This is a genomic window from Streptomyces sp. NBC_00433 (assembly GCA_036015235.1).
Lineage (GTDB): Bacteria > Actinomycetota > Actinomycetes > Streptomycetales > Streptomycetaceae > Actinacidiphila.
In genome coordinates, this window is sequence record CP107926.1 from 4,776,876 (window position 1) to 4,798,428 (window position 21,553).

At 71.5% G+C, this 21,553-nt stretch carries 19 protein-coding genes, 1 pseudogene and 1 riboswitch; of the genes and pseudogenes, 8 read left to right on the forward strand and 12 right to left on the reverse strand.

The genetic code is table 11. From position 1 onward, the window contains the following. Positions 1 to 36 precede the first annotated feature (36 nt). Together rpsR and rplI are read left to right on the forward strand one after the other, a co-directional pair. Positions 37 to 273: a 30S ribosomal protein S18 gene (gene rpsR, locus OG900_20300; GenBank protein WUH92220.1), complete on the forward strand. Its 237-nt coding sequence runs from the start codon at positions 37 to 39 to the stop codon at positions 271 to 273. A gap of 18 nt (positions 274 to 291) precedes the next feature. Then, entirely contained in the window at positions 292 to 741 is a 450-nt protein-coding gene (rplI, locus tag OG900_20305) for a 50S ribosomal protein L9 (protein ID WUH92221.1), read from the forward strand. Between the two features lie 103 nt (positions 742 to 844). Here the strand turns inward: rplI and OG900_20310 are convergent, their stop codons facing one another. After that, positions 845 to 2,176 carry an MATE family efflux transporter gene (locus OG900_20310; GenBank protein WUH95851.1) on the reverse strand — a complete coding sequence of 444 codons (1,332 nt, stop codon included), beginning with the start codon at positions 2,174 to 2,176 and terminating at the stop codon, positions 845 to 847. A 536-nt stretch (positions 2,177 to 2,712) separates the two neighbouring features. Between OG900_20310 and dnaB the strand changes: the two genes are divergently transcribed. Continuing rightward, a complete protein-coding gene (gene dnaB, locus OG900_20315) occupies positions 2,713 to 4,170 on the forward strand; it encodes a replicative DNA helicase (GenBank protein ID WUH92222.1) in 1,458 nt (485 codons plus the stop codon). 97 nt (positions 4,171 to 4,267) lie between these two features. Here the strand turns inward: dnaB and OG900_20320 are convergent, their stop codons facing one another. Then, the gene (locus OG900_20320) at positions 4,268 to 4,789 is read right to left on the reverse strand and encodes a DinB family protein (GenBank protein ID WUH92223.1); all 522 of its coding nucleotides are present in this window, start codon (positions 4,787 to 4,789) and stop codon (positions 4,268 to 4,270) included. A 94-nt stretch (positions 4,790 to 4,883) separates the two neighbouring features. Next, a complete protein-coding gene (locus tag OG900_20325) occupies positions 4,884 to 8,615 on the reverse strand; it encodes a discoidin domain-containing protein (GenBank protein WUH92224.1) in 3,732 nt (1,243 codons plus the stop codon). A 228-nt stretch (positions 8,616 to 8,843) separates the two neighbouring features. Here OG900_20325 and OG900_20330 point away from each other — a divergent pair, with 228 nt between their 5' ends. Next, positions 8,844 to 9,740 carry a class I SAM-dependent methyltransferase gene (locus tag OG900_20330; GenBank protein ID WUH92225.1) on the forward strand — a complete coding sequence of 299 codons (897 nt, stop codon included), beginning with the start codon at positions 8,844 to 8,846 and terminating at the stop codon, positions 9,738 to 9,740. Between the two features lie 40 nt (positions 9,741 to 9,780). Then, a complete protein-coding gene (locus tag OG900_20335) occupies positions 9,781 to 11,202 on the forward strand; it encodes a beta-lactamase family protein (GenBank protein WUH92226.1) in 1,422 nt (473 codons plus the stop codon). Here the strand turns inward: OG900_20335 and OG900_20340 are convergent. The 5 genes from OG900_20340 to OG900_20360 form a co-directional block, all read right to left on the reverse strand. Next, positions 11,141 to 12,682, reverse strand: a complete 1,542-nt coding sequence (locus OG900_20340) for a DHA2 family efflux MFS transporter permease subunit (protein WUH92227.1) — start codon at positions 12,680 to 12,682, stop codon at positions 11,141 to 11,143. The two genes, OG900_20335 and OG900_20340, sit on opposite strands and share 62 nt — an antisense overlap. Positions 12,683 to 12,782: 100 nt before the next feature. Beyond that, the gene (locus OG900_20345) at positions 12,783 to 13,295 is read right to left on the reverse strand and encodes a MarR family winged helix-turn-helix transcriptional regulator (GenBank protein ID WUH92228.1); all 513 of its coding nucleotides are present in this window, start codon (positions 13,293 to 13,295) and stop codon (positions 12,783 to 12,785) included. A 115-nt stretch (positions 13,296 to 13,410) separates the two neighbouring features. Next, a complete protein-coding gene (locus tag OG900_20350) occupies positions 13,411 to 13,914 on the reverse strand; it encodes an NUDIX hydrolase (protein ID WUH92229.1) in 504 nt (167 codons plus the stop codon). A 128-nt stretch (positions 13,915 to 14,042) separates the two neighbouring features. Beyond that, a complete protein-coding gene (locus OG900_20355; protein WUH92230.1) occupies positions 14,043 to 15,245 on the reverse strand; it encodes a cystathionine gamma-lyase in 1,203 nt (400 codons plus the stop codon). Beyond that, positions 15,242 to 15,619: a phage holin family protein gene (locus OG900_20360; protein WUH92231.1), complete on the reverse strand. Its 378-nt coding sequence runs from the start codon at positions 15,617 to 15,619 to the stop codon at positions 15,242 to 15,244. Before OG900_20360 ends, OG900_20355 begins: the two co-directional genes overlap by 4 nt. Before the next feature lie 78 nt (positions 15,620 to 15,697). Between OG900_20360 and OG900_20365 the strand changes: the two genes are divergently transcribed. Next, positions 15,698 to 16,015 (forward strand): cupin domain-containing protein, encoded by a 318-nt coding sequence (locus OG900_20365; protein WUH92232.1) that lies wholly within the window; start codon positions 15,698 to 15,700, stop codon positions 16,013 to 16,015. A gap of 129 nt (positions 16,016 to 16,144) precedes the next feature. Next, positions 16,145 to 16,369, forward strand: a complete 225-nt coding sequence (locus tag OG900_20370; GenBank protein ID WUH92233.1) for a DUF5326 family protein — start codon at positions 16,145 to 16,147, stop codon at positions 16,367 to 16,369. Between the two features lie 127 nt (positions 16,370 to 16,496). On the opposite strand, the pseudogene OG900_20375 reads toward OG900_20370, so the two are convergent. Then, positions 16,497 to 16,840 (reverse strand): annotated as a pseudogene (locus OG900_20375) (YibE/F family protein). A 228-nt stretch (positions 16,841 to 17,068) separates the two neighbouring features. Further along, positions 17,069 to 17,208, forward strand: a riboswitch (TPP riboswitch). Here OG900_20375 and thiC point away from each other — a divergent pair. Continuing rightward, positions 17,201 to 18,961, forward strand: a complete 1,761-nt coding sequence (gene thiC, locus OG900_20380; GenBank protein WUH92234.1) for a phosphomethylpyrimidine synthase ThiC — start codon at positions 17,201 to 17,203, stop codon at positions 18,959 to 18,961. (Overlaps the previous riboswitch by 8 nt.) Positions 18,962 to 19,049: 88 nt before the next feature. Here thiC and OG900_20385 read toward each other — a convergent pair whose 3' ends face one another. The 3 genes from OG900_20385 to OG900_20395 form a co-directional block, all read right to left on the reverse strand. Continuing rightward, a complete protein-coding gene (locus tag OG900_20385) occupies positions 19,050 to 19,409 on the reverse strand; it encodes a hypothetical protein (protein WUH92235.1) in 360 nt (119 codons plus the stop codon). A 105-nt stretch (positions 19,410 to 19,514) separates the two neighbouring features. After that, a complete protein-coding gene (locus tag OG900_20390; GenBank protein WUH92236.1) occupies positions 19,515 to 20,393 on the reverse strand; it encodes a hypothetical protein in 879 nt (292 codons plus the stop codon). 160 nt (positions 20,394 to 20,553) lie between these two features. Next, positions 20,554 to 21,513, reverse strand: a complete 960-nt coding sequence (locus OG900_20395) for a metallophosphoesterase (GenBank protein ID WUH95852.1) — start codon at positions 21,511 to 21,513, stop codon at positions 20,554 to 20,556. Positions 21,514 to 21,553 lie beyond the last annotated feature (40 nt).

Here is a 21,553-nt window from a genome sequence, read left to right on the forward strand (position 1 = left end):
ACCTCACACACTTCTTGATCGCATAGGAGAAACACCATGGCGAAGCCGCCTCCGCGCAAGCCGAAGAAGAAGGTCTGCGCGTTCTGCAAGGACAAGACCGTTTACGTGGACTACAAGGACACGAACATGCTGCGGAAGTTCATTTCCGACCGCGGCAAGATCCGTGCCCGCCGCGTCACCGGCAACTGCACGCAGCACCAGCGTGACGTCGCCACGGCCGTCAAGAACAGCCGTGAGATGGCGTTGCTGCCGTACACGTCGACCGCTCGATAAGGGAAGGGTGACCAGATAATGTCGAAGATCATCCTTACCAACGAGGTCAGCGGCCTGGGTGCCGCCGGCGACATCGTGGACGTCAAGCCGGGCTACGCCCGCAACTACCTGATCCCGCGTGGCTTCGCCATCGCGTGGACCAAGGGTGGCGAGAAGGACGTCGAGCAGATTCGCCGTGCCCGTCGCATCCGCGAGATCCACTCGCTGGATGACGCGAACGTGGTGAAGGCCCAGCTCCAGGCCGTCAAGGTCAAGCTGAGCACCCGCGCCGGTGACACGGGCCGGCTCTTCGGCTCCATCACCCCGGCCGACATCGCCGCGGCGATCAAGGCCGCCGGTGGTCCCGTCGTGGACAAGCGCCGGGTCGAGGTCGGTTCGCCGATCAAGACGCTCGGTGCGCACAAGGTGTCGGTGCGTCTGCACGCCGAGGTCGAGGCTGTCCTCGACCTGGAGGTCGTGGCGGCGTAGCGCCCCTTTTGCTCGGCATGTTCCACGTGGAACACCAGGGCCGGGTGCCCCCTTCGGGGGTGCCCGGCCCTGTCGCGTGCCCCCGTGTGCCGCCGTGTACGGCTCAGCGGGCCGCGCCGGTGACGATCCAGCGGCCGGAGCGGGCGCGCAGCCACAGGGCGGCGAGCCGGGTGAGCATCATGAGCGTCATGGCCCACCACAGGGCGGTCAGGCCCGCCCCCAGGGCCGGCACGGCGAAGGCGACCGGAGCGAAGACCGCCAGCGTGACCAGCATCGACCAGGCGAGATACGGGCCGTCCCCGGCGCCCATCAGCACCCCGTCGAGGACGAAGACCACCCCTGAGACCGGCTGCGAGACCGCGACCACCAGCAGCGCGGACATCAGCGCGTCCCGCACGGCCGGGTCGGAGCTGAACAGCGGCCCGATCAGCGGCCGGGCCAGCGCCACCAGCAGCCCCAGGACGACACCGCAGGCCACACCCCACTCGATCATCCGCCGGCAGGCGGCACGGGCGCCGTCCGCGTCCTCGGCGCCCAGGTAGCGGCCGATGATGGCCTGGCCGGCGATGGCGATGGCGTCCAGCGCGAAGGCCAGCAGCGACCAGACGGTGAGGGTGATCTGGTGCGCGGCGATCTCGGTGTCCCCGAGCCGGGCGGCCACCGCGGTGGCGATCAGCAGCACGGCCCGCAGGCTGACCGTACGGACCAGCAGTGGCAGCCCGGCGCGGGCGCACGCGCGGATCCCGGCGGGGTCCGGGCGCAGCGCCGCCCACCAGCCGCCGGTGCCCCCGCTGTGGCCGCCGGAGCCGCTGCCGCCCGTCTGGCGGCGGATGCCGCGGACCACGACCCACAGGTAGACCGCCGCCATGCCGTTCTGCGCGATGACGGTGCCCCAGGCGGAGCCCGCGATGCCGAGGCCTGCGCCGTAGACGAGGGTGGCGTTCAGCCCGGCGTTGGCGGTGAAGCCGCCGACGGCGACCACCAGCGGGGTGCGGGTGTCCTGCAGGCCGCGCAGCACACCGGCGGCGGCCAGCACCATCAGCATCGCGGGGATGCCGAGCGAGCTGATCCGCAGGTAGCTGGTGGCATAGGGCGCCGCCGTCCCCGAGGCGCCGAAGAGGTCGACCAGTGCCGGCGCGGCCGGCAGCACGGCGGCGATCACCAGGGCGCCGAGCAGCAGGGCCAGCCAGATGCCGTCCACGCCCTGCCGCAGCGCGGCGGGGAGGTCGCCGGCGCCGACCCGGCGGGCGACCGCGGCGGTGGTGGCGTAGGCGAGGAAGACGAAGATGTTGACGGCGGTGGTGAGCAGCGCGGCGGCCACGCCGAGCCCGGCGAGCTGCGCGGTGCCGAGGTGGCCGACGACCGCGCTGTCCACCATCACGAAGAGCGGTTCGGCGACGAGCGCGCCGAAGGCGGGCAGCGCCAGGGCGACGATCTCCCGGTCGTGACGGCGCCGCCCGGCGGGACGGCGGTCGCGGTCGGGCCCCGGGCTGCGGGCCCCGGGCTCCTGCTTGTGTGGCGGCTCGGCGACGGGATTCACAAGCACAGCTTAATCGTCCACAAGTAAGAGGTGAAGTGCGCCAATGACTATTACGTATGACTGCGTAGAGTGATCTCCTCCGCGTTGTTTGTGGCGATCTTGGTCGACCGGGAAAAGTTTTTCTCCTGCACAGGCTATGGATGAAGAAAGTGCAGGTCAGGAGGTGTCCACGGGATGACCTTGCAGGTTGTCCACAGCACTGTCCCAAGGCCTGTACACAGGTTGGAGGCAGTTCTCCACAGGTATGCCGCCGTCATCCACACCCCCTGTGGATAACCGCCTTGGTCCAGGCCGCCGCTGGCCCTACCGTGGAGCCTCCGTCCGGCATGCGTGAGCGCAGCCGGGCGGATCGAGGATCGGAGCGGTGCCGTGAAAGAGTGGCACGCACGCGGGGTCCGGCCGGACCGGTCGGACGGGAGGAGGTGGCGGGGGTGACCCAGCCCGAACCCGCCGACGACCACTGGCCCGACCCGCCGGACGACCGCCCCGGACCGCCGCCCGGAGTCAGCCCCTTCCGCAAGAAGACCGCCTCCGACGACAACCGCTACTCCGAGGGCGGCGGCGGCTTCGAGCGTGTCCCCCCGCAGGACCTCGACGCCGAGCAGTCCGTGCTCGGCGGCATGCTGCTCTCCAAGGACGCCATCGCCGACGTCGTCGAGGTGATCAAGGGCGCCGACTTCTACCGGCCCGCCCACGAGACCATCTACACGGCGATCCTCGACCTCTACGCCCGCGGTGAGCCCGCAGACCCCATCACCACCGCCGCCGAGCTGACCAAGCGCGGCGAGATCGCCCGCGTCGGCGGCGCCCCCTACCTGCACACCCTGGTCAACGCCGTCCCCACCGCGGCCAACGCCGAGTATTACGCCGAGATCGTCCACGAGCGGGCGGTGCTGCGCCGGCTGGTCGAGGCAGGCACCCGTATCACCCAGATGGGATACGCGGCCGACGGCGACGTGGACGAGATCGTCAACAACGCGCAGGCCGAGATCTACGCCGTCACCGAGCAGCGCACCTCGGAGGACTACCTCCCGCTCGGCGACATCATGGAGGGCGCCCTCGACGAGATCGAGGCGATCGGCTCCCGCAGCGGCCAGATGTCCGGTGTCCCCACCGGCTTCACCGACCTGGACTCCCTCACCAACGGCCTGCACCCGGGCCAGATGATCGTCATCGCGGCCCGCCCCGCGATGGGCAAGTCGACGCTCGCGCTGGACTTCGCCCGGACGTGCTCCATCGCGAACAAGATGCCCAGCGTGATCTTCTCCCTCGAGATGGGCCGCAACGAGATCGCCATGCGCCTGCTGTCCGCCGAGGCCAGGGTCGCTCTGCACCACATGCGCTCGGGCACGATGACCGACGACGACTGGACCAAGGTCGCCCGCCGGATGTCCGACGTCACCGAGGCACCGCTGTACATCGACGACTCGCCCAACCTGTCGATGATGGAGATCCGCGCCAAGTGCCGCCGCCTCAAGCAGCGCAACGACCTGCGGCTGGTCGTCATCGACTACCTCCAGCTGATGCAGTCCGGCGGTTCCCGCCGCCCCGAGAGCCGCCAGCAGGAGGTCTCGGACATGTCCCGGAATCTCAAGCTGCTGGCCAAGGAGCTGGAAGTCCCGGTCATCGCCCTCTCGCAGCTCAACCGTGGCCCAGAGCAGCGCACCGACAAGAAGCCGATGGTCTCCGACCTGCGCGAATCCGGCTCGATCGAGCAGGACGCCGACATGGTGATCCTGCTGCACCGCGAAGACGCCTACGAGAAGGAGTCCCCGCGCGCCGGCGAGGCCGACCTGATCGTCGCCAAGCACCGCAACGGCCCCACGGCCACCATCACCGTGGCCTTCCAGGGCCACTACTCCCGCTTCGTGGACATGGCCCAGACCTGACCGCCCGGCTTGGAGAACCGCGCGAACAGGTCGGGGATGCGGAAGAATGCAGGCCTCGCGCTCGTCCGAGGTCGCGCTCGGCGCGCGGTCCGGCGGATCAGTCGGTCAGGACCAGCCGCTGGCGGCCGTCGATGAGTTCGCGGACCGCGTCGAGGTGGCCGGTGTGGCAGGCGGTCTCGGTGATGACGTGCAGCAGGATCTCGCGGTGGCTGTGCAGGTTCTGTTCGCCGAAGAGTTCGGTCGGCCACCAGGCGGGGGCGGTGTCCGGGGGCGTGGCGGTGATGATCGCGTCGGCGAGTGAGGTCTCACGGCGGTAGAGGTCCAGTATCGCGGCGGCCGGGACTTCGGGGTCCAGCAGCCAGGCGTTGGGCTCCTCGTCCAGGGCCGCGATGACGGCCGGGTCTCCCGCGAGGACCGCGCCGAACCAGAAGCGCTCGACGTCCAGCGCGAGATGGCGGACCAGGCCCAGGCAGCTCCAGCCGGACGGCAGGACCGGGCGGCGCAGGTCCGCCTCGCCGAGTCCGTCCAGGATGCCCAGCACATGCCTGCGCTGGCCGGTCAGGCAGTCCAGCAGCGTCGCGATCTCGGGACCGGGCTGCTCCGCGGTCGGCTCCGTCATGGGCACACCGTACAAGCCGCCCCGAGCGGACAACCCGCACCCCCGGAACCGCGGGACGCGGCTCCGGGGCTGTCCTTCCCGGGGAGGGGAAGGGTCAGGTGGTGGTCCACACGAAGGTCGCGGAACCGGCGGCGCCGTCCTGGTCCTTCGCGGTGACCGTGACGGTGTAGCTGCCGGTCCGGGTCGCCGCGCCGGTGAAGGTGCCGCTCGCGCTGAGCGAGATGCCGGGCGGCAGGCCGGACGCGGTGTAGGCGCGGTGTGCCGCGGCCGGGTCGAAGGCCCAGTCGACGGCGGAGTGCACCGGGCTGCTCATGCCGTGCGGGTTGGGCACGGACAGCGCGGCGGCGGTGGCGGGCGCCGCGGAGTCTGCGGTGGCCGACTTCGGGGCGAGGGCGGCGGCGATGGCGCCGTTGACCGTGGTCGGCACGGTGAGCGTGCCGGTCTGCGGCAGGTTGCGGGAGGAGTCGCCCACCAGGATCTGGTAGGTGCCCGCGGCTGTGGTCCAGTTGTTGCTGCCGGTGTTCCAGTAGGCCAGATCGTGGGTGCTGACCGTGAAGGTCAGCGTCTGCGACTGGCCCGGGTTGAGGGTGACGCGCTGGTAGCCGCGCAGCTGGTGCACCGGCTCCCCGGTGGGCGCCGGGTCGCCGACGTAGAGCTGGGCGACGTCCGTGCCCGCCCGCGACCCGGTGTTGGTCACCGTGACGTGGACCGTGGCATTGCCGCCGTTGAGCGCGCCGACCTGCAGGTTGCTGTAGCCGAAGGTGGTGTAGGACAGGCCGAAGCCGAACGGGAAGAGCGGCTCGATGTTCCTGGCGTCGTACCAGCGGTAGCCGACATCCAGGCCCTCGCTGTACTGCACCTGCCCGTTGGTGCCGGGCCACTGGGCCGCGGTGTCGGCGGGCACGTCGGCCAGCGACTTGGGGAAGGTCACCGGCAGCTTGCCGGACGGGTTGACGTCGCCGAAGATCAGCGCCGCCATCGCCGTGCCGGTCTGCTGGCCCGGGTAGAAGCCCTCGAAGACGCCCGCGACCTGGTTCAGCCACGGCATGTTGATGGCCGAGTTGTTGTTGAGCACCACGATCGTGTGCGGGTTCGCCGCGGCGACCTGGGCGATCATGTCGTTCTGCTTGACCTGGCTGCCGCCGTTGTCGGGCAGGTCGAGGGTGGTGGTGTCGTGCTCCTCGTTGCCGTAGTTGTCGCTGGCGTAGACGATCGCGACGTCGGAGGAACGGGCCAGGGTGACCGCGGAGGCCAGGTTCGTCGCGTCGTCGTACTGCACGGTGGTGCCGGTGCCGGCGACCCAGTTCTGGATGCCGGTGATCGGCCAGACCGTGCCGGAGCTGGTCACGGTGGCGCTGCCGCCGCCGATGGACTGCACTCCGGCTCCGCCGTCCCAGCCGATCACGGCGATCGAGTGGGTGGTGGCGGTGGACAGCGGCAGGATGCCGTTGTTCTTGAGCAGGACCGTGCCCTCCTCCGCGCCCTGGAGCGCGACCTGCACATGTGCGGGAGTGGTCACGGTGGCGTCCCGCGAACCGCTCGGCGCCTTGTCGAACAGGCCGAAGGTGAAGAACTGCGTGAGCAGCCGGCTGACCATGGTGTTGAGCGTGGTCTGGCTGACCGTGCCGTTGGCGACGGCCTGGGCCAGGAAGTCGGCGAAGAAGTAGCCGTTGGGCATCTCCACCGTCAGGCCCGCGTTGGCGGACTCCACGGTCGAGTGGGTGCCGCCCCAGTCGCTGGTGATGAAACCGCCGAAGTTCGCCTGGCTGTACAGCCCGGTGTTCATCAGGTCCGGGTTCTGGCAGGCCGGGACGTTGTTGACGATGCTGTACGCGCACATCGCCGCGGCCGGCGAGCCCTGCTGCACCGCCGCCTGGAAGGCGGGCAGATACAGCTCCTGCATGGTCCGCTTGTCGACGATGACCGTGCCCGCCGGGTTCTCGATGTTGTAGACGGCCACATGCTTCATCTCGGCCATCACACCCTGGCTCTGGATGCCTTTGATGTCGGCCGTGGCCATCTGCCCGTTGAGGTACGGGTCCTCGCTGAAGGTCTCGAACGAGCGGCCCCAGCGCGGGTCGCGGACGATGTTCAGTGTCGGGCCGAGCGCCACCTGCACGCCCTTGCCGGCGAACTCCGCGCCGATCGCGGCGCCGTACTGCTGCTCCAGCGCGTTGTCGAAGGTCGCCGCGGACGCGTTGGCGGACGGCATCTGGGTCACTCCGCCGAGTCCGTCGCCGACGCCGTGCGGGCCGTCCTGCAGACTGATGTTCGGGATGCACAGCGACGGGATGCCGGTGATGTTGCCGATGTACGGCGAGGAGTTGTTGTTGCCGTGCAGGATCGACACCTTCTGCGCGGTGGTCATCTGCGCCATGACCTGCGAGACGCGGGTGGAGACCGGAGCGGTGGACCCGACCCACGGGCAGCTGCCGTCACCGCCGCCGGGCGGCGGGGTGGTGGTGCCGCCACCGGCGGTCAGCAGGGTGAACTCCCACAGCGAGTAGCCGTACTGGGTCGCGCGGACCGTGCCGTACATCCGCACGTAGCGGCCGGTGGCGTTGAAGGAGAGGTTCTCCACCCCGCCCGTGCCGTTGGTCGTGGAGTAGGCGGTGTTCCACGTGGAACCGTTGTCGGAGACCTGGATCTGGTACGCCTTCGCGTAGGCCGTCTCCCAGCTCAACTGAGCCCCGCAGAGCGCCTGCGAGGAGCCGAGGTCGACCTGGACCCACTGCGGGTCGGACGCCGCGCTGGACCAGCGGGTGCCCGCATTGCCGTCGAAGGCGGCCGAGGCGGGGGTCCCGGCGTTCTCGGTCGAGGACGCCGTGGCGGGCTTGCCGAGCGCGGCCGTGGTCGTACCGCAGGTGGCGGGCGGGGTGCCGCCGCCGGAGCCGCCGTAGACCTGGAACTCCCACAGGGAGTAGCCCCACTGGGTGCCGCGTGCTGTGCCGTACATCCGCACGTAGCGGCCGGTGGCGTTGAAGGAGAGGTTCTCCACCCCGCCCGTGCCGTTGGCCGTGGAGTAGGCGGTGTTCCACGTGGAACCGTTGTCGGAGACCTGGATCTGGTACGCCTTCGCGTAGGCCGTCTCCCAGCTCAACTGAGCCCCGCAGAGCGCCTGCGAGGAGCCGAGGTCGACCTGGACCCACTGCGGGTCGGACGCCGCGCTGGACCAGCGGGTGCCCGCATTGCCGTCGAAGGCGGCCGAGGCGGGGGTCCCGGCGTTCTCGGTCGAGGACGCCGTGGCGGGCTTGCCGAGCGCGGCCGTGGTCGTACCGCAGGTGGCGGGCGGGGTGCCGCCGCCGGAGCCGCCGTAGACCTGGAACTCCCACAGGGAGTAGCCCCACTGGGTGCCGCGTGCTGTGCCGTACATCCGCACGTAGCGGCCGGTGCCGGTGACGTTCAGGGTCTGGACGCCGCCGGTGCCGGTGGCCGTGGAGTAGACGCTGTTCCATGTGGAAGCGTTGTCCGACACCTGGATCTGGAAGGACTTGCCGTAGGCGGTCTCCCAGTTCAGCACCACCTGGGTGATCGGCTGGCTGGAGCCGAGGTCGACCTGGAGCCATTGCGGGTCGGACGCGGCGCTTGACCAGCGGGTGCCGGTGTCGCCGTCGACCGCCGCGCCCGCGGTGAAGGCGTCCTGCACGGACGAGGCCGTGGCGGGCTTGCCCTGGGAGAGCAGGACCGGCGTGGCGGCGCGGGACGAGGTCGCCACGATCGACAGATAGGCCGAGGCGATCATGACCAGTACGAGCAGGACGATGGCCTGCGGTGACTGTCGGAAACGTTTACGGGAAATGGAGAGCCCTTGTGGGGTGACCCTCATGTGTCTGCTCCTACGTGTCGGAATGCAACAGCGGGTGTGGGGGGTGGTAGGAGGAACCGCCAGCGGGCTGAGAGCGCTCTCTGGCAGAGGTGATATCTACGCCCGGCCCTGGGGGGTGTCAACCTTTCTGACACGTAGCGGCGGGTGAAAACGCTTGCTTTGACGGTGAGTTGACCTGGGAGCGCTCCCGTCCCGCACTCCGGCCCGCCCGGATGGGAACCTGGGGGAATGGACGAGGACAGGCAAGCGAACAAGCGCCAGGACAGGGAACCGGGCCGGATCACGGTCGAGTTGGAGGGCGTCCCCGAGACGCTGCTGTGGAATCTCTACCAGCGGTCGGTGGAGGCCGCCCGCCCCGGCAAGCGGGTGCTCGACGACCCGCGCTCGGTGGAGCTGGTCGAGCGGATCGACTACCCCTTCGAGCGCTTCGGCGGCGACGGCATGTCCCAGTGGCACGCGCTGCGGGTCGCCTGCCTCGACGGGGAGGTGCGGCGCTTCCTCGCCGCCCATCCGGGCGGCACGGTGGTGGCGCTCGGCGAGGGCCTGGAGACGCAGTTCTGGCGGGTGGACGACGGCCGGGTGCACTGGCTGACGGTGGACCTGCCCGAGACGGTGGAGGTACGGGGGAAGCTGCTGCCCGACGACCCGCCGCGGCGCCGAACGGTGGCCTGCTCGGCGCTCGACCTGCGCTGGATGGACGAGGTCGGCGACGACACCCCGCCGCAGGATGTGCTGGTGACCGCGCAGGGCCTGCTGATGTACCTGCCGCCGCGCGACGTCAAGCGGCTGATCGCGGCCTGCGCGGAGCGCTTCCCGGGCGGTTCGTTCCTCTTCGACGCGCTGCCGCGGGGGATGGTGGCCCGCAACCAGGCCGCCGGCACGGAACCCGCCGGGGGCTACCGCGCCCCGCGCTGGCAGTGGGGCATGGACACCAAGGAATATCCGAAGGTGGCCACCGCCTCGCCGCGGATCGCCGACGTCCGCAGCCTGCCGCTGCCGCGCGGCCGCGGCGTCTACGCGATCGCCCCGGTCTCGCACCTGCTGCCCGGGGTGCGGTCGATGCGGATGTCGATCGTGTCGGTGCGCTTCGGCCCCGCCGACTACCGTAATGACGCGCGGGCCTGACGCCCGCTCGGCCAGCGACGGCGGAAGGACGTGACGGCGGGTGACCGTGGACGGCGGATCGGGAATCGGAGCGAGTGGCGGCGGGGAGCTGCTTCCCGCCACCCGGCGGGCCCTGCTGCACCGGGTGGCGGTGGGCCAGAGCGAAGGGCGTACTCCCTCACTGGTCGGGGCGGTCGTGCGAGAAGGGGCGATGGTCTGGTCCGGCTCGCGCAGCATGATCGAGGGCCACGCGCCTGACGCCGACACCCAGTACCGCATCGGCTCGATCACCAAGTCCTTCGTCGCTGTGCTGGTCATGCGGCTGCGGGACGAGGGGCTGCTGGAGCTGACCGACCCGCTGAGCCGCCATCTGCCGGAAACGGCGGTGGAAGCGGGCGCGGGCGGGCCGGCCACGGCCGGGCGGCTGACGGTGGGCCAGCTGCTCAGCCACACCTCGGGCATCGCCTCCGAGACGCCGGGGCCCTGGTGGGAGCGCACCCCGGGGACGCTGCGGCCCGAGCTGGCGGATGTGCTCGGCGCCGACCCGGTCAAGCACCCGGCGGGGCGCCGCTACCACTACTCCAACCCCGGCTTCGCCCTGCTCGGCGCCCTGGTGGAGCAGGTGCGCGGGGTGCCGTGGGGCGAGGCGCTGCAGGCCGAGGTGCTCGATCCGCTGGGCATGGCGCGGACGACGTTGCTGCCGCAGGCTCCCGCTGCCGGCGGCTTCGCCGTCCACCCGTGGGCGGATGTGATGCGGCCCGAGGCCGTACAGGACACCGGGCGGATGGCGCCTGCCGGGCAGTTGTGGTCGACGGCCGGTGATCTGGCGCGCTGGGCGGCCTTCCTGATGGCGGGGCGGGAGGGGGTGCTGGGCGCGGCGACGCTGGAGGAGATGCGGCAGCCCGCCGCGCCGCCCGAGGCCGCGGACATGGACAGCGGCTACGGGCTCGGCCTGCAGCTGGCCCGGCGCGGCGGCCGCCTGCTGGCCGGCCACACCGGTTCGATGCCCGGCTTCCTGGCAACGGTCTGGGTGAGCGTCGAGGACGGTGTCGGCGCGGTCGCGCTGACCAACGCGACCTCGGGGCCGCAGATCGGCGCCATCGCCGCCGACCTGCTGGCGATCACCGCCGACGCCGAGCCGGGACTGCCCGCCGCCTGGCGCCCCGCCGACACGCTCGCCCCGGACGTGCTGGAGCTGGCTGGCCCCTGGTATTGGGGCACCCAGGGCTTCTCGCTGCGGATCGACGCCGACGGCGGGCCGAGCCTCAAGCCGCTGACCGGCCAGGGCCGCGCCACGCGGTTCCACGTGGAACATGACGGGACCTGGACCGGTCGCGAGGGCTACTACGCGGGCGAGACGCTGCGGGCGGTCCGCGCGGCGGACGGCTCGGTCAGCCATCTCGACCTCGGCTCCTTCGTCTTCACGCGCGAGCCCTACGAGCCGTCGGCTCCGCTGCCCGGCGGTTTTCCCGGCTGGCACTGACCTCGTCGGAGGCGGCGGCCGGCATGCCCGCCGCGCCGCCGCGTACCGGCGCCCTGAGCAGCAGGGCGGCGGCCACGGTCGCCACCGCGAGCAGGCCGGCGGCGACCAGGAAGGCCAGGTGGTAGCCGCCGGTCAGGGCCGCGGCCTGCGAGTGGCCCGCGGCGGTCAGGTGGTCGGTGCGGGCGCTGGCCAGCGCGGCGAGCACGGCCAGGCCCAGCGCGGCGCCGATCTGCTGGGCGGTGTTGAAGACGCCCGAGATCAGACCGGAGTCGGCGGGCGTGGCGTCGGACATGCCGAGTGTCATCAGGGCCGGCATCGCAAGGCCGAAGGCGGTCCCGAAGACCAGCGTCGCCGGGAGGACGTCCGTGACGTACGAGGCGTGGCCCGCGGGCACCCGGGCCAGCAGCAGGAAGCCGCCGGCGAAGAGCGCGAGGCTGGGCAGCAGCACCGCCCGCTCGCCGAAGCGGGCGCCCAGCCTGGCCGACAGCACGAGCGACATCACGCCGATGACGAGCCCGGTGGGCGCGATGGCCAGGCCGATCCGCAGCGGGTCGTAGCCCAGCACGCGCTGGAGGTAGAGGGTGACCATGAACTGGAAGCCGAAGCCGCCGGCCACCATCAGCGCCTGCACGACGTTGGCGCCGGTCACCAGCCGGGAGCGGAAGAGCCGCAGCGGCATCAGCGGCTGCGGCGCCTTGGCCTGCCGGACCAGGAAGCCGGCCAGCAGCGCCAGCGAGACCGCGCCGAAGGCGAGGGTGGACGCGGACGTCCAGCCGTGGTCGGCGGTGCCGACGATGGTGTAGACGCCCAGCATCAGGGCGGCGGTGACCAGCAGGGCGCCGGGTGCGTCGGCGCCGCGCACCGGGCTGCCCGGCTCCCCGGCGGACCCGCTGACGGACCTGCCGGCCGGCCGGTCGTCCGGCAGCAGGCGCAGGCTGAGCACGGCAGCGGCCGCGCCGATCGGCAGGTTGACGAAGAAGATCCAGTGCCAGTTCACGGCCTGGGTGAGGATGCCGCCGGCCAGCAATCCGAGCACACCGCCCGCCGACTGGACGAAGCTGTAGACGCCCATGGCCCGCCCGCGCCCGCTCGGCTCCGGATAGAGGGCGATCACCATGCCCAGGCTGACCGCGGAGACCATCGCACCGGCGGCGCCCTGGACGAAGCGGGCGGTGATCAGCAGGCCGGCAGAGTCGGCGAGGCCGCAGGCCAGCGATGCGGCGGTGAACGCGGCCAGCCCGCCGACCAGGATGCGGCGGCGCCCGATGAGGTCGCCGAGCCTGCCGGACAGCAGCAGCAGGCCGCCGAAGGCGATGAGGTAGGCGTTCACCACCCAGGCCAGGGCGGACTGGGAAAAGCCCAGGTCGCGCTGGATTGACGGCAGCGCGACGGTCACGATCGTGCCGTCCAGGATGATCATGAGGGTGCCCGCGCTGAGTACGGCGAGGGCTGCGCCGCGGGAACGGGAAGACAGTGGCATGAGGTCGCCTCCTGGCGGATGGATTGCCAGGACTGACCGTAGCAGAAGGTTTTGTTGAAGACTATCTATTACGGGCTTACGCAGTCCGTCCCTGTGCCGCTCACTGCCGGGCCTGCCGCGGGCGGCGCACCCCCTGGACGCCTTCCGGGGAGTCGGCCGGCGCCGCGAGATGCCCGGTGGCCAGCCGGTTCAGCGCCGAGACGAAGGCCGAGCGCTCCGGCTCGGGCAGCGCGCCCAGGACGTCTTCGTGCACCCGGTCGACGATCTCCTGCCCTGCTGCCGCCACGTCCGCGCCCGCCGCGGTCACCCGGATGATGCGCGCCCTGCGGTCGGTCGCCGACGGCACCCGCTGGGCGAGACCGGCCCGCTCCAACTGGTCGACGGTCACCACCATCGTCGTCTTGTCCAGGTCGGACAGCTCGGCGAGCTGCGCCTGCGTCCGCTCGGTCTGCGCGGCATGTGCCAGCACGCAGTGCGCCCGCGGCGACATGCCGATCTCGGCGAGGGCGGCCGTCATCTGCGTGGTCAGCACGTGGGCGGTGTGCTGGAGCAGGAACGACAGGTCGGCGGAGCCGGCGTCCTGCGAGGGTGCGAGGGCGGAATCCGTGGTCATGCGTCGAGGGTAGCAAGATAGGTCCGCTACGGGACGATCCCGTAGCGGACCTCATACGCGCGGTCGCGGGGCTCGGCGCGCGCCCGGGACCTCGCGCGCCGCATTCGCCCGCCGCTCAGCCCAGCTCGGGCCCGAGCAGTCCGAGCACGCCCTCGATATTGGCGTCCAGGTAGTGCCGCAGGGTCAGCGGCACGATGCCCACCGAGGCGATGCCCATCCTGCTGAACGGCACCCGCACCACCTCGTAGTCCCCGCAGGGGTCGTCCACCTCGGGACCGTGCCGCCGGTCGAGATCCATCGACTCCAGCCGGCAGGCGAAGAAGAACTGCACCTTCACGCCGTGCGAACCGTCGTCCGAGATGTGCTCGACGGTGTCGACGAAGGCGGGCACCACGTCGGTGATCTTGGCGCCCAGCTCCTCGTCGATCTCGCGGTGCAGGGCGGCGACGACACCGGCGTCGTCGTCCTCGACGCCACCGCCGGGCGTGACCCAGTAGGGCGCCATGCCGGGCTTGGTGCGCTTGATCAGGACGAGCTGGTCACCGTCGAAGACCAGGGCTCGGGCGGTGCGCTTGACCACCGGGCGGGTGGCGGGGCTGGGCTGTGGATCCGGGGGCATGCCAGACATCTGCCGCGGTCGGCCCGGGGGCAAACGTGCCCGCGGCCGTCAATCGAAGCGCGGGACCGGGCTGTGCGCGCCCTGTGAGCACGCACGCCCGGCCCGTGTCCGTAAGGCGCCCGCGGCCGTCACCGCGTCGCCGCCGCGTCCAGCGCGCCCAGCACGTCGGCCACGATGTCGTCGGGGTCCTCGATGCCCACCGAGAAGCGGACGAAGCCCGGCGGCACGGCGTCGCCGCCCCAGCGGGCCCGGCGCTCCGCGGTGCTCTGGATGCTGCCGAAGCTGGTGGCCTCCGACGTCATCCGCAGCGCGGCCAGGAAGCGCTCGGCGTGCGCCCGGTCGGGCAGGGTGAAGGACACCACACACCCGAAGCGGCGCATCTGCCGGGTGGCCACCTCGTGCGAGGGGTCGGTCGGCAGCCCCGGGTGCCGCAGATCACTCACTTCGGGGCGTTTGAGCAATGCCGTGGCAAGAGCCACGGCATTCGTCGACTGCCGGTCCACGCGCAGAGCGAAGGTCGCGATCGACCGGTGCGCGAGCCAGGCCTCCATCGGCCCGGGAATGGCGCCGACCGTCTTGCGCCAGTACCGCACGCCTGCGGCCAGATCCGGGTCCCTGGTGCTGACATAGCCGAGCAGCAGGTCGCCGTGGCCGCTGAGCGCCTTGGTGCCGCTGGCCACCGAGAAGTCCGCGCCCAGCGAGAGCGGCCGCTGTCCCAGCGGAGTGGCAAGGGTGTTGTCGACGGCGACCAGCGCGCCCGTCGCATGGGCGGCGTCCGCCAGCCGCCGGATGTCGCACACGTCGAGCCCGGGATTGGAGGGCGTCTCCAGCCACACCAGCGAGACGCCCTCCATCGCGGCCAGCTGGGCGTCGCCCGCGGTCGGCGCGAGCCGCACGGTCACGCCGTACGACTCCAGGCGCTCGCGCAGCGCGCGCGTCGTCTGGTAGCTGTCCGACGGCAGCAGGACCGTCTGCCCGGCCTTCACCTGCGACAGCAGCACCGCGGCGACGGCCGCCATGCCCGAGGCGAAGACCGCGGTGCCGACCTCGGGGTCGCCCGGCGCCTCCAGCTCCGAGATCGCCTGCTCCAGGCGCTCCCAGGTCGGATTGTCGTCCCGGCCGTAGACGTAGGGCCCGGTCGGTTCACCGGGCAGGTGGTAATGCGAGACGAAGACCGGTCCGGGCAGCGACGGCTCGTACGCCGTCGACGGCGGCCGGCCCGCGTGCACGCTGCGCGTACTGTCGCCGGGACCGCCGTCCGCGGTCCCGCCGTGCTGCTCGCTGCCCCCCGGTCCCCCGGGAGATTCCGTGCCCCCCTGAGCGCCGGTCACTCGTCGTCCGGCAGGACGACGTGCAGGGCCCAGGACACGACGCTGACGATCAGGCCGCCGACCACCGCGGTCCAGAAGCCGTGCACATGGAAGTCCAGGTCCAGCTTGCCCGCCAGCCACGACGTCAGGAGCAGCATCAGGGCGTTCACCACCAGCGTGATCAGCCCCAGGGTGAGGATGAACAGCGGGAAGGACAGCACCTTGACGATCGGCTTCACCAGCCAGTTCACGACGCCGAAGACCAGGGCGACCAATATCAGGCTCAGCACCTTGCGCGACGTGGAGTCGCCGGTGAGGGTGATGTCCTTGATCACCCAGGTGGCGACGCCGAGGGCCCCGGCGTTCGCCAGCGTTTTGACGATGAAATTCTTCATGGTGTGATCGTCGCAGACCTGATCAGCAGAACAAGAGACCGAACAGAACCGTAGCCCGACCGCAGCGGAGGAGTGGCCATGAAGGTGTTCCGGCTGGACGACCTGGACGCGGAACGGGCCGCGAACCAGGGCGCTTACCTGCGCTTTCTCAAGGAACGCACCATGTCGGCCGGGCTTTACGCGCTCAAGGCGGGCGAGAGCGACCCGCAGCAGCCGCACGCCCAGGACGAGGTCTACCTCGTCGTCAGCGGCCGGGCCGCGATCACCGTGGGTGAGGAGACGACGACCGTCGCGCGCGGCAGCGTGGTCTACGTGCCGGCCGGCACCGCGCACCGCTTCCACCACGTCACCGAGGATCTCAGGGTCATGGTGGTCTTCTCCCCGCCGGAGCCCTAGGGGTGCCTTCAGGGTCGTATCCGGCGTCCGGGGCCTCCGCTCGGGGCAGGAGTGGCCCTACAGTCGAAGTATCGGCGGAAGAACCGCCGGACCGACCCGGGTGCGGGGACGAAGGAGAGTCAAGGCGTCATGGACAAGCTGCTGAAGGGCCTGCCGTGGTGGGTCAAGTGGGTCGCCGTCCCGGTGATCGCGCTGGTGGTCTTCGGTTCTCTGGTCGCGGCCCTGGTGAGCTTCGTGATCGGCCTGCTGTTCAAGGTGGTCGTGTTCGTGATCCTGGTCGGGGCGCTGGTCCTGGTCGTGAAGCGCGTCACGTCGGGCGGGTCGTCCTCGAAGTCGTCGAAGCGCGATTGGTGAGGGCCGCCGCGCCCCCCGCCCGTTCACTTCCCTCGCCGCCGGTGGCCCCCGCCACCGGCGGCGACTGCACGTGCGGGGCCGCCGCGTGCCGGTCCCGCGGCGGGCGCGGAATCCGCGGGCCGCTGCCGGCCCCGTAGAGCTTGCGCCGGCTCGCGCCCGGGTCGGCGTCCTTGAGCTCCCACACCGCGGCGACCCGGGTGACCGTCACGTCGTCCAGCACACCGAGTGAGCCGATGATCACACCGGCGAGCAGGACGCCCTTAATCCGGATCCCCCCGCCGGCAGCGCCGGCGGGAAGCCGCGCTGCACATCGGTGACCGAATAGCGCAGGCCGGGCGGCGCCGTGGGCGCGTAGGCCAGGACGACGCCCTCGCCCGCCGTGTAGCGGCGGGTCTGGTCGGGCTGCACGACCTCGGTGGAGGCCGTGCCCTTGTCGGGCCCCGAGGCCACCTCGATCGTCGCCTTCTGGCACGCGTCACCTGCCGGCGTCCCCGCCGCGCCGGTGTGCGTGGCCGTGTGCGCCGGCGTGGCCATGTGCGTCGGCTCGGCCATATACGCCGCCGTTGCCTGCGCCGGCCTGGTGCGGGATGTCGCCGCCGGTCGGCGGGCGGTGCGCGTGCTCATGGGGGGAGTCCGCGGGCCGATCATCGCAAGGGCCCCTGGTGCCTGTATGTACCCAACCGCTACCGTTGGGGCCACCTTTGCAAACGCGGGAGCTCGGAGCACCGGGCTGAGAGGGCGCTGAAAGCGGAAGCGGCATCACGCCGACGCGACAGCTGCGCCGACCGACGAACCTGTTACCGGGTAATGCCGGCGTAGGGAGTAGGTCTCATGACCACGCAGGACGCACGCACGCGCGAAATCGGCTGGCACAAGGCGTATCTCACCGGCTCACGGCCGGACGTGTCGGTCCCGGTCCGCCAGGTGCACCTCACCAACGGGCGCGATGTGACGCTGTACGACACATCGGGCCCCTACACCGACCCGTCGGTGCAGACCGACGTCCGGCGGGGCCTCGCCCCGGTCCGGGAGAACTGGATCATCGGCCGCGGCGACACCGAGGAGTACGCGGGCCGCCCGGTGCGCCCCGAGGACGACGGCATGAAGCGCACCGCCCCCGGCGGCCTGCGCAATCTGGACGCCGTCTTCCCCGGCCGCCCGCGGCTCCCCCGGCGGGCCCGCGACGGGCAGCCGGCCACCCAGCTCGCCTACGCCAGGCGCGGCGAGATCACCCCGGAAATGGAATACGCCGCCCTGCGCGAGAACGTCCCGCCGCAGACCGTGCGTGACGAGATCGCCGCCGGGCGGGCCGTGCTGCCGGCGAACGTCAACCACCCGGAGAGCGAGCCGATGATCATCGGCAAGCGCTTCCTGGTGAAGGTCAACGCGAACATCGGCAATTCCGCGGTCACCTCCTCCATCGAGGAGGAGGTGGAGAAGATGACGTGGGCCACCCGCTGGGGCGCCGACACGGTCATGGACCTGTCCACCGGGCGCAACATCCACACCACCCGCGAGTGGGTGCTGCGCAACTCCCCCGTCCCCATCGGCACCGTCCCGCTCTACCAGGCCCTGGAGAAGGTCGACGGCCGCGCCGAGGAACTGACCTGGGACATCTACAAGGACACCGTCATCGAGCAGGCGGAACAGGGCGTCGACTACATGACCGTGCACGCCGGCGTCCTGCTGCGCTACGTGCCGCTCACCGCCCGCCGCAAGACCGGCATCGTCTCCCGCGGCGGCTCGATCATGGCGGCCTGGTGCCTGGCCCACCACAAGGAGAACTTCCTCTACGAGAATTTCGCCGAGCTGTGCGACATCCTCGCCGCCTACGACGTCACCTACTCGCTCGGCGACGGCCTGCGCCCCGGCTCCATCGCCGACGCCAACGACGAGGCGCAGTTCGCCGAGCTGCGCACCCTCGGCGAGCTGAACACCATCGCCAAGCGCCACCAGGTGCAGACCATGATCGAGGGCCCGGGCCATGTCCCGATGCACAAGATCAAGGAGAACATCGACCTCCAGCAGGAGATCTGCGAGGAGGCGCCCTTCTACACCCTGGGCCCGCTGACCACCGACATCGCCCCGGCCTACGACCACATCACCTCCGGCATCGGCGCCGCGATGATCGCCTGGTGGGGCACCGCGATGCTCTGCTACGTCACCCCCAAGGAACACCTCGGCCTGCCCGACCGCGACGACGTCAAGACCGGCGTGATCACCTACAAGATCGCCGCCCATGCCGCCGACCTCGCCAAGGGCCACCCCGACGCCCAGGCCTGGGACGACGCCCTGTCCGACGCCCGCTTCGAATTCCGCTGGGAGGACCAGTTCAACCTGGCCCTCGACCCGGACACCGCCCGCGCCTTCCACGACGAGACGCTGCCGGCGGAACCGGCGAAGACGGCGCACTTCTGCTCGATGTGCGGCCCGAAATTCTGCTCGATGAAGATCAGCAGGAGCATCACGGAGCAGTTCGCCCCCGACCTGGCCGCGCCGTCGTCCGACGCCGACATCGAGGCCGGCATGCTGGAGAAGTCCCGGGAGTTCGCCGCCGCGGGCAACCGCGTCTACCTGCCGCTGGCGGACTGACCGCCCGCACGTTCGCCGCTGCCCGGGGAAGCGCACGCGGGCTTCCCCGGGCGGCGGCCTCAATGCCGCTGAGCGGCCGTCAGGGACGTCAGTTGGGGGAGACCGGCGAGGGCCAGCCGACCGTGGAGAAGCTCCGCCACAGGCCCAGCGAGACGACCGCGCTGGCGGAGTAGGTCGACACCAGGTAGGAACTGGGGCGGCCGACCGGGTCGGTGCAGCCCGTGCCCTTGTGCAGGACGATGTCGATGCCGAGGTTGTTGCTGACCCGGTCCACGCCGCGCGGGGCGAAGGAGTGGCATTTGCCGTGGATCGGGTTGCTGATGGTCTGGGCGAAGGCCAGGCCGCGGGTGGCGGTGATCCGGCCCGCCGAGGTGTCCGAGCAGCCGGTGGCCGCCCAGACCAGCGGGACGATCGTGCACAGGGCGGCGAGCGTGCGGCGGACGCGCATGGGCTTCTCCCGTCTGACCAGGTACGGGATGAGTCAAACAACGTCCCGCGCCGGCCGCGACCGGGGTCGGCCAACCGGGGCACTCACGGCGTCGCGGCCGCGGTGTCATTCCGGCGCGTGGTCCGGTCCGCCGAAGTCCGGGCTGCCGAAGTCGGGGCTGCTGAAATCCGGGCTGCTGAAATCCGGGCTGCTGAAGCGCGGCGCGGTCGGCCGCGGGTCCTGCGGCGAGGAGAAGTCGGGGCGCGAATAGCCCAGCCGCGGCATCCGCGGCGCGGAGGGCGCCTGGGCCGGCGCGGCGGGGGCCGGGGTCTCGCTCAGCGCGTCGTCGAGGAAGGGCAGCAGACCGCGGTCCAGCAGCGCCTGATGCCACGTCTCGCGGGCCCGCGCCACCTCGGGGGGCATCCCGTCGGGCGAGTCGTGGATGGCGCCGGAGCCGTCCCGCAGCGCGGTCAGCAGCAGCCCGATGCCGCCGAGCAGGATCGCCGCGGCGGTGACCGCGGCGAAGAACCAGCCCGCCGTGCGCAGCGGCGAGGCGATCGCGGGCTGCGGGTGCACCGCGGCCATGGAGTAGCCGATGAGCAGGAAGATCACCGCCGCGGCTCCGGCGAGCAGCGGCGTCAGGACGGCGATGACGGCGGCGAGGCCGGCGCCCGATCCGGCGCCGTCCGCGACGCCCATGGCGGCGTAGCCGAAGGCCCGGCTGTCCCGGGTCCGCGCCGTCTCGCGCGCTGCCTCGCGCGTGTCGGCGCGGAGCGTGCGGTAGGCGTCGTATTCCGCGGCGGCCTGCCCGCTGATCTGCTCGGCGGCGGCCAGGGCAAGCGTGCGCAACTGCTCGGCATTCAGCGGCAGGCCGCCGCCCGCGGCGCCGTCCGGCCGTCCCGGGCCCTGCGCGTCGTCCTCGTCCAGAACGATGCGCAGGGCTTCGCCCAGTACGTGCTCGAAATCGGGGCGGTCTTCGTTGAGCAGGTGTGGAGCGGTGGTCATGTGCGTCCCCCGATGCTCCGACTCCCCGAGCGAGGCCGGTGTTCCGTCAACGGAACGGGCTCGGCCGGCCGGATGCGCGGAGAGCGGTGTGCCTACGGATAAAGCGATGGTAGAGCGGGGAGGTCAGACCGTGACAGGGTGCAACCAGGAAATGTGGAGGCTAGCCAATCAGCGGGAGTTGGGCAACCAGCAGGCGTCCTTCCATCGTGACTCCGCCGTCCATCGCCACGGCGAGACTGTCCGCGTAGATCATCGGACCGCTCACCGCGTAGCCGCGCTCCTCGCCGTCCTGCGGCACTTCGCCGCCGGCTTCGCCGAGCAGGTAGGGGATCGGGCTGTGCCCGTGCACCACCCGCCGGCCGCCGTAGATGCCGAGGATCTCGCGGGCGGCGTCCGGGCCGTCCTCGCCGCGGAAGGCGAAGCGCTTGGTGAGCTTGCGGAAGAGGTCCCAGCACTCGTCGGCGTCGTTGCGCTGCAGGACGCCGGTGATCGCGTCGTTCATCTCCTCGATGCTGCTGCCGTAGTCCAGGTACGCGGTGGTGTCGGAGTGCACCAGCAGGTGGCCGTCGGTGAGGTGGGCGGCGTCCAGCCGGGAGATCCAGGTCAGATGCCGGTCCTCAAGCCGCTCCATGTCGGAGGGCTGGCCGCCGTTGAGCCGCCAGGCGGCGAGGAAGGATGCGGTGCCGCCCGGGGAGTTGACGGGCGTGTCGCCGAAGCGGTGGGCGCCGAGCAGCAGCAGTTCGTGGTTGCCCATCAGGGCGCGGCAGTATCCGCCGGCCGCGGCGGCCTCCGCGGACAGCTGCATGACCAGCTCGATCACGCCGATGCCGTCAGGGCCGCGGTCGGTGAAGTCGCCGAGGAACCACAGCCGGGCGCTGCCCGCCGACCAGTGGCCCTCGCTGTCCACGAGCCCGCGCTCGCCGAGCGCGGCCAGCAACTCGTCGAGATAGCCGTGCACATCGCCGACGACGTAGAGCGGCCCGGGGCGCTCCGGCCGGTCGCCGACCGTCTCCGAGGGGTCGCCGAGCACCGGCAGGTCGCGGACGGTGGGGGTGTACTCGGCGGGGGCCGGCTGCGTGTCGGGCTCGGTCGGGTCGTACGGCCGGGGCGGCGCGGGCACCGTCGGGAGGTGCGCGGGCGCGGGGGGCGCGCTGTCGAAG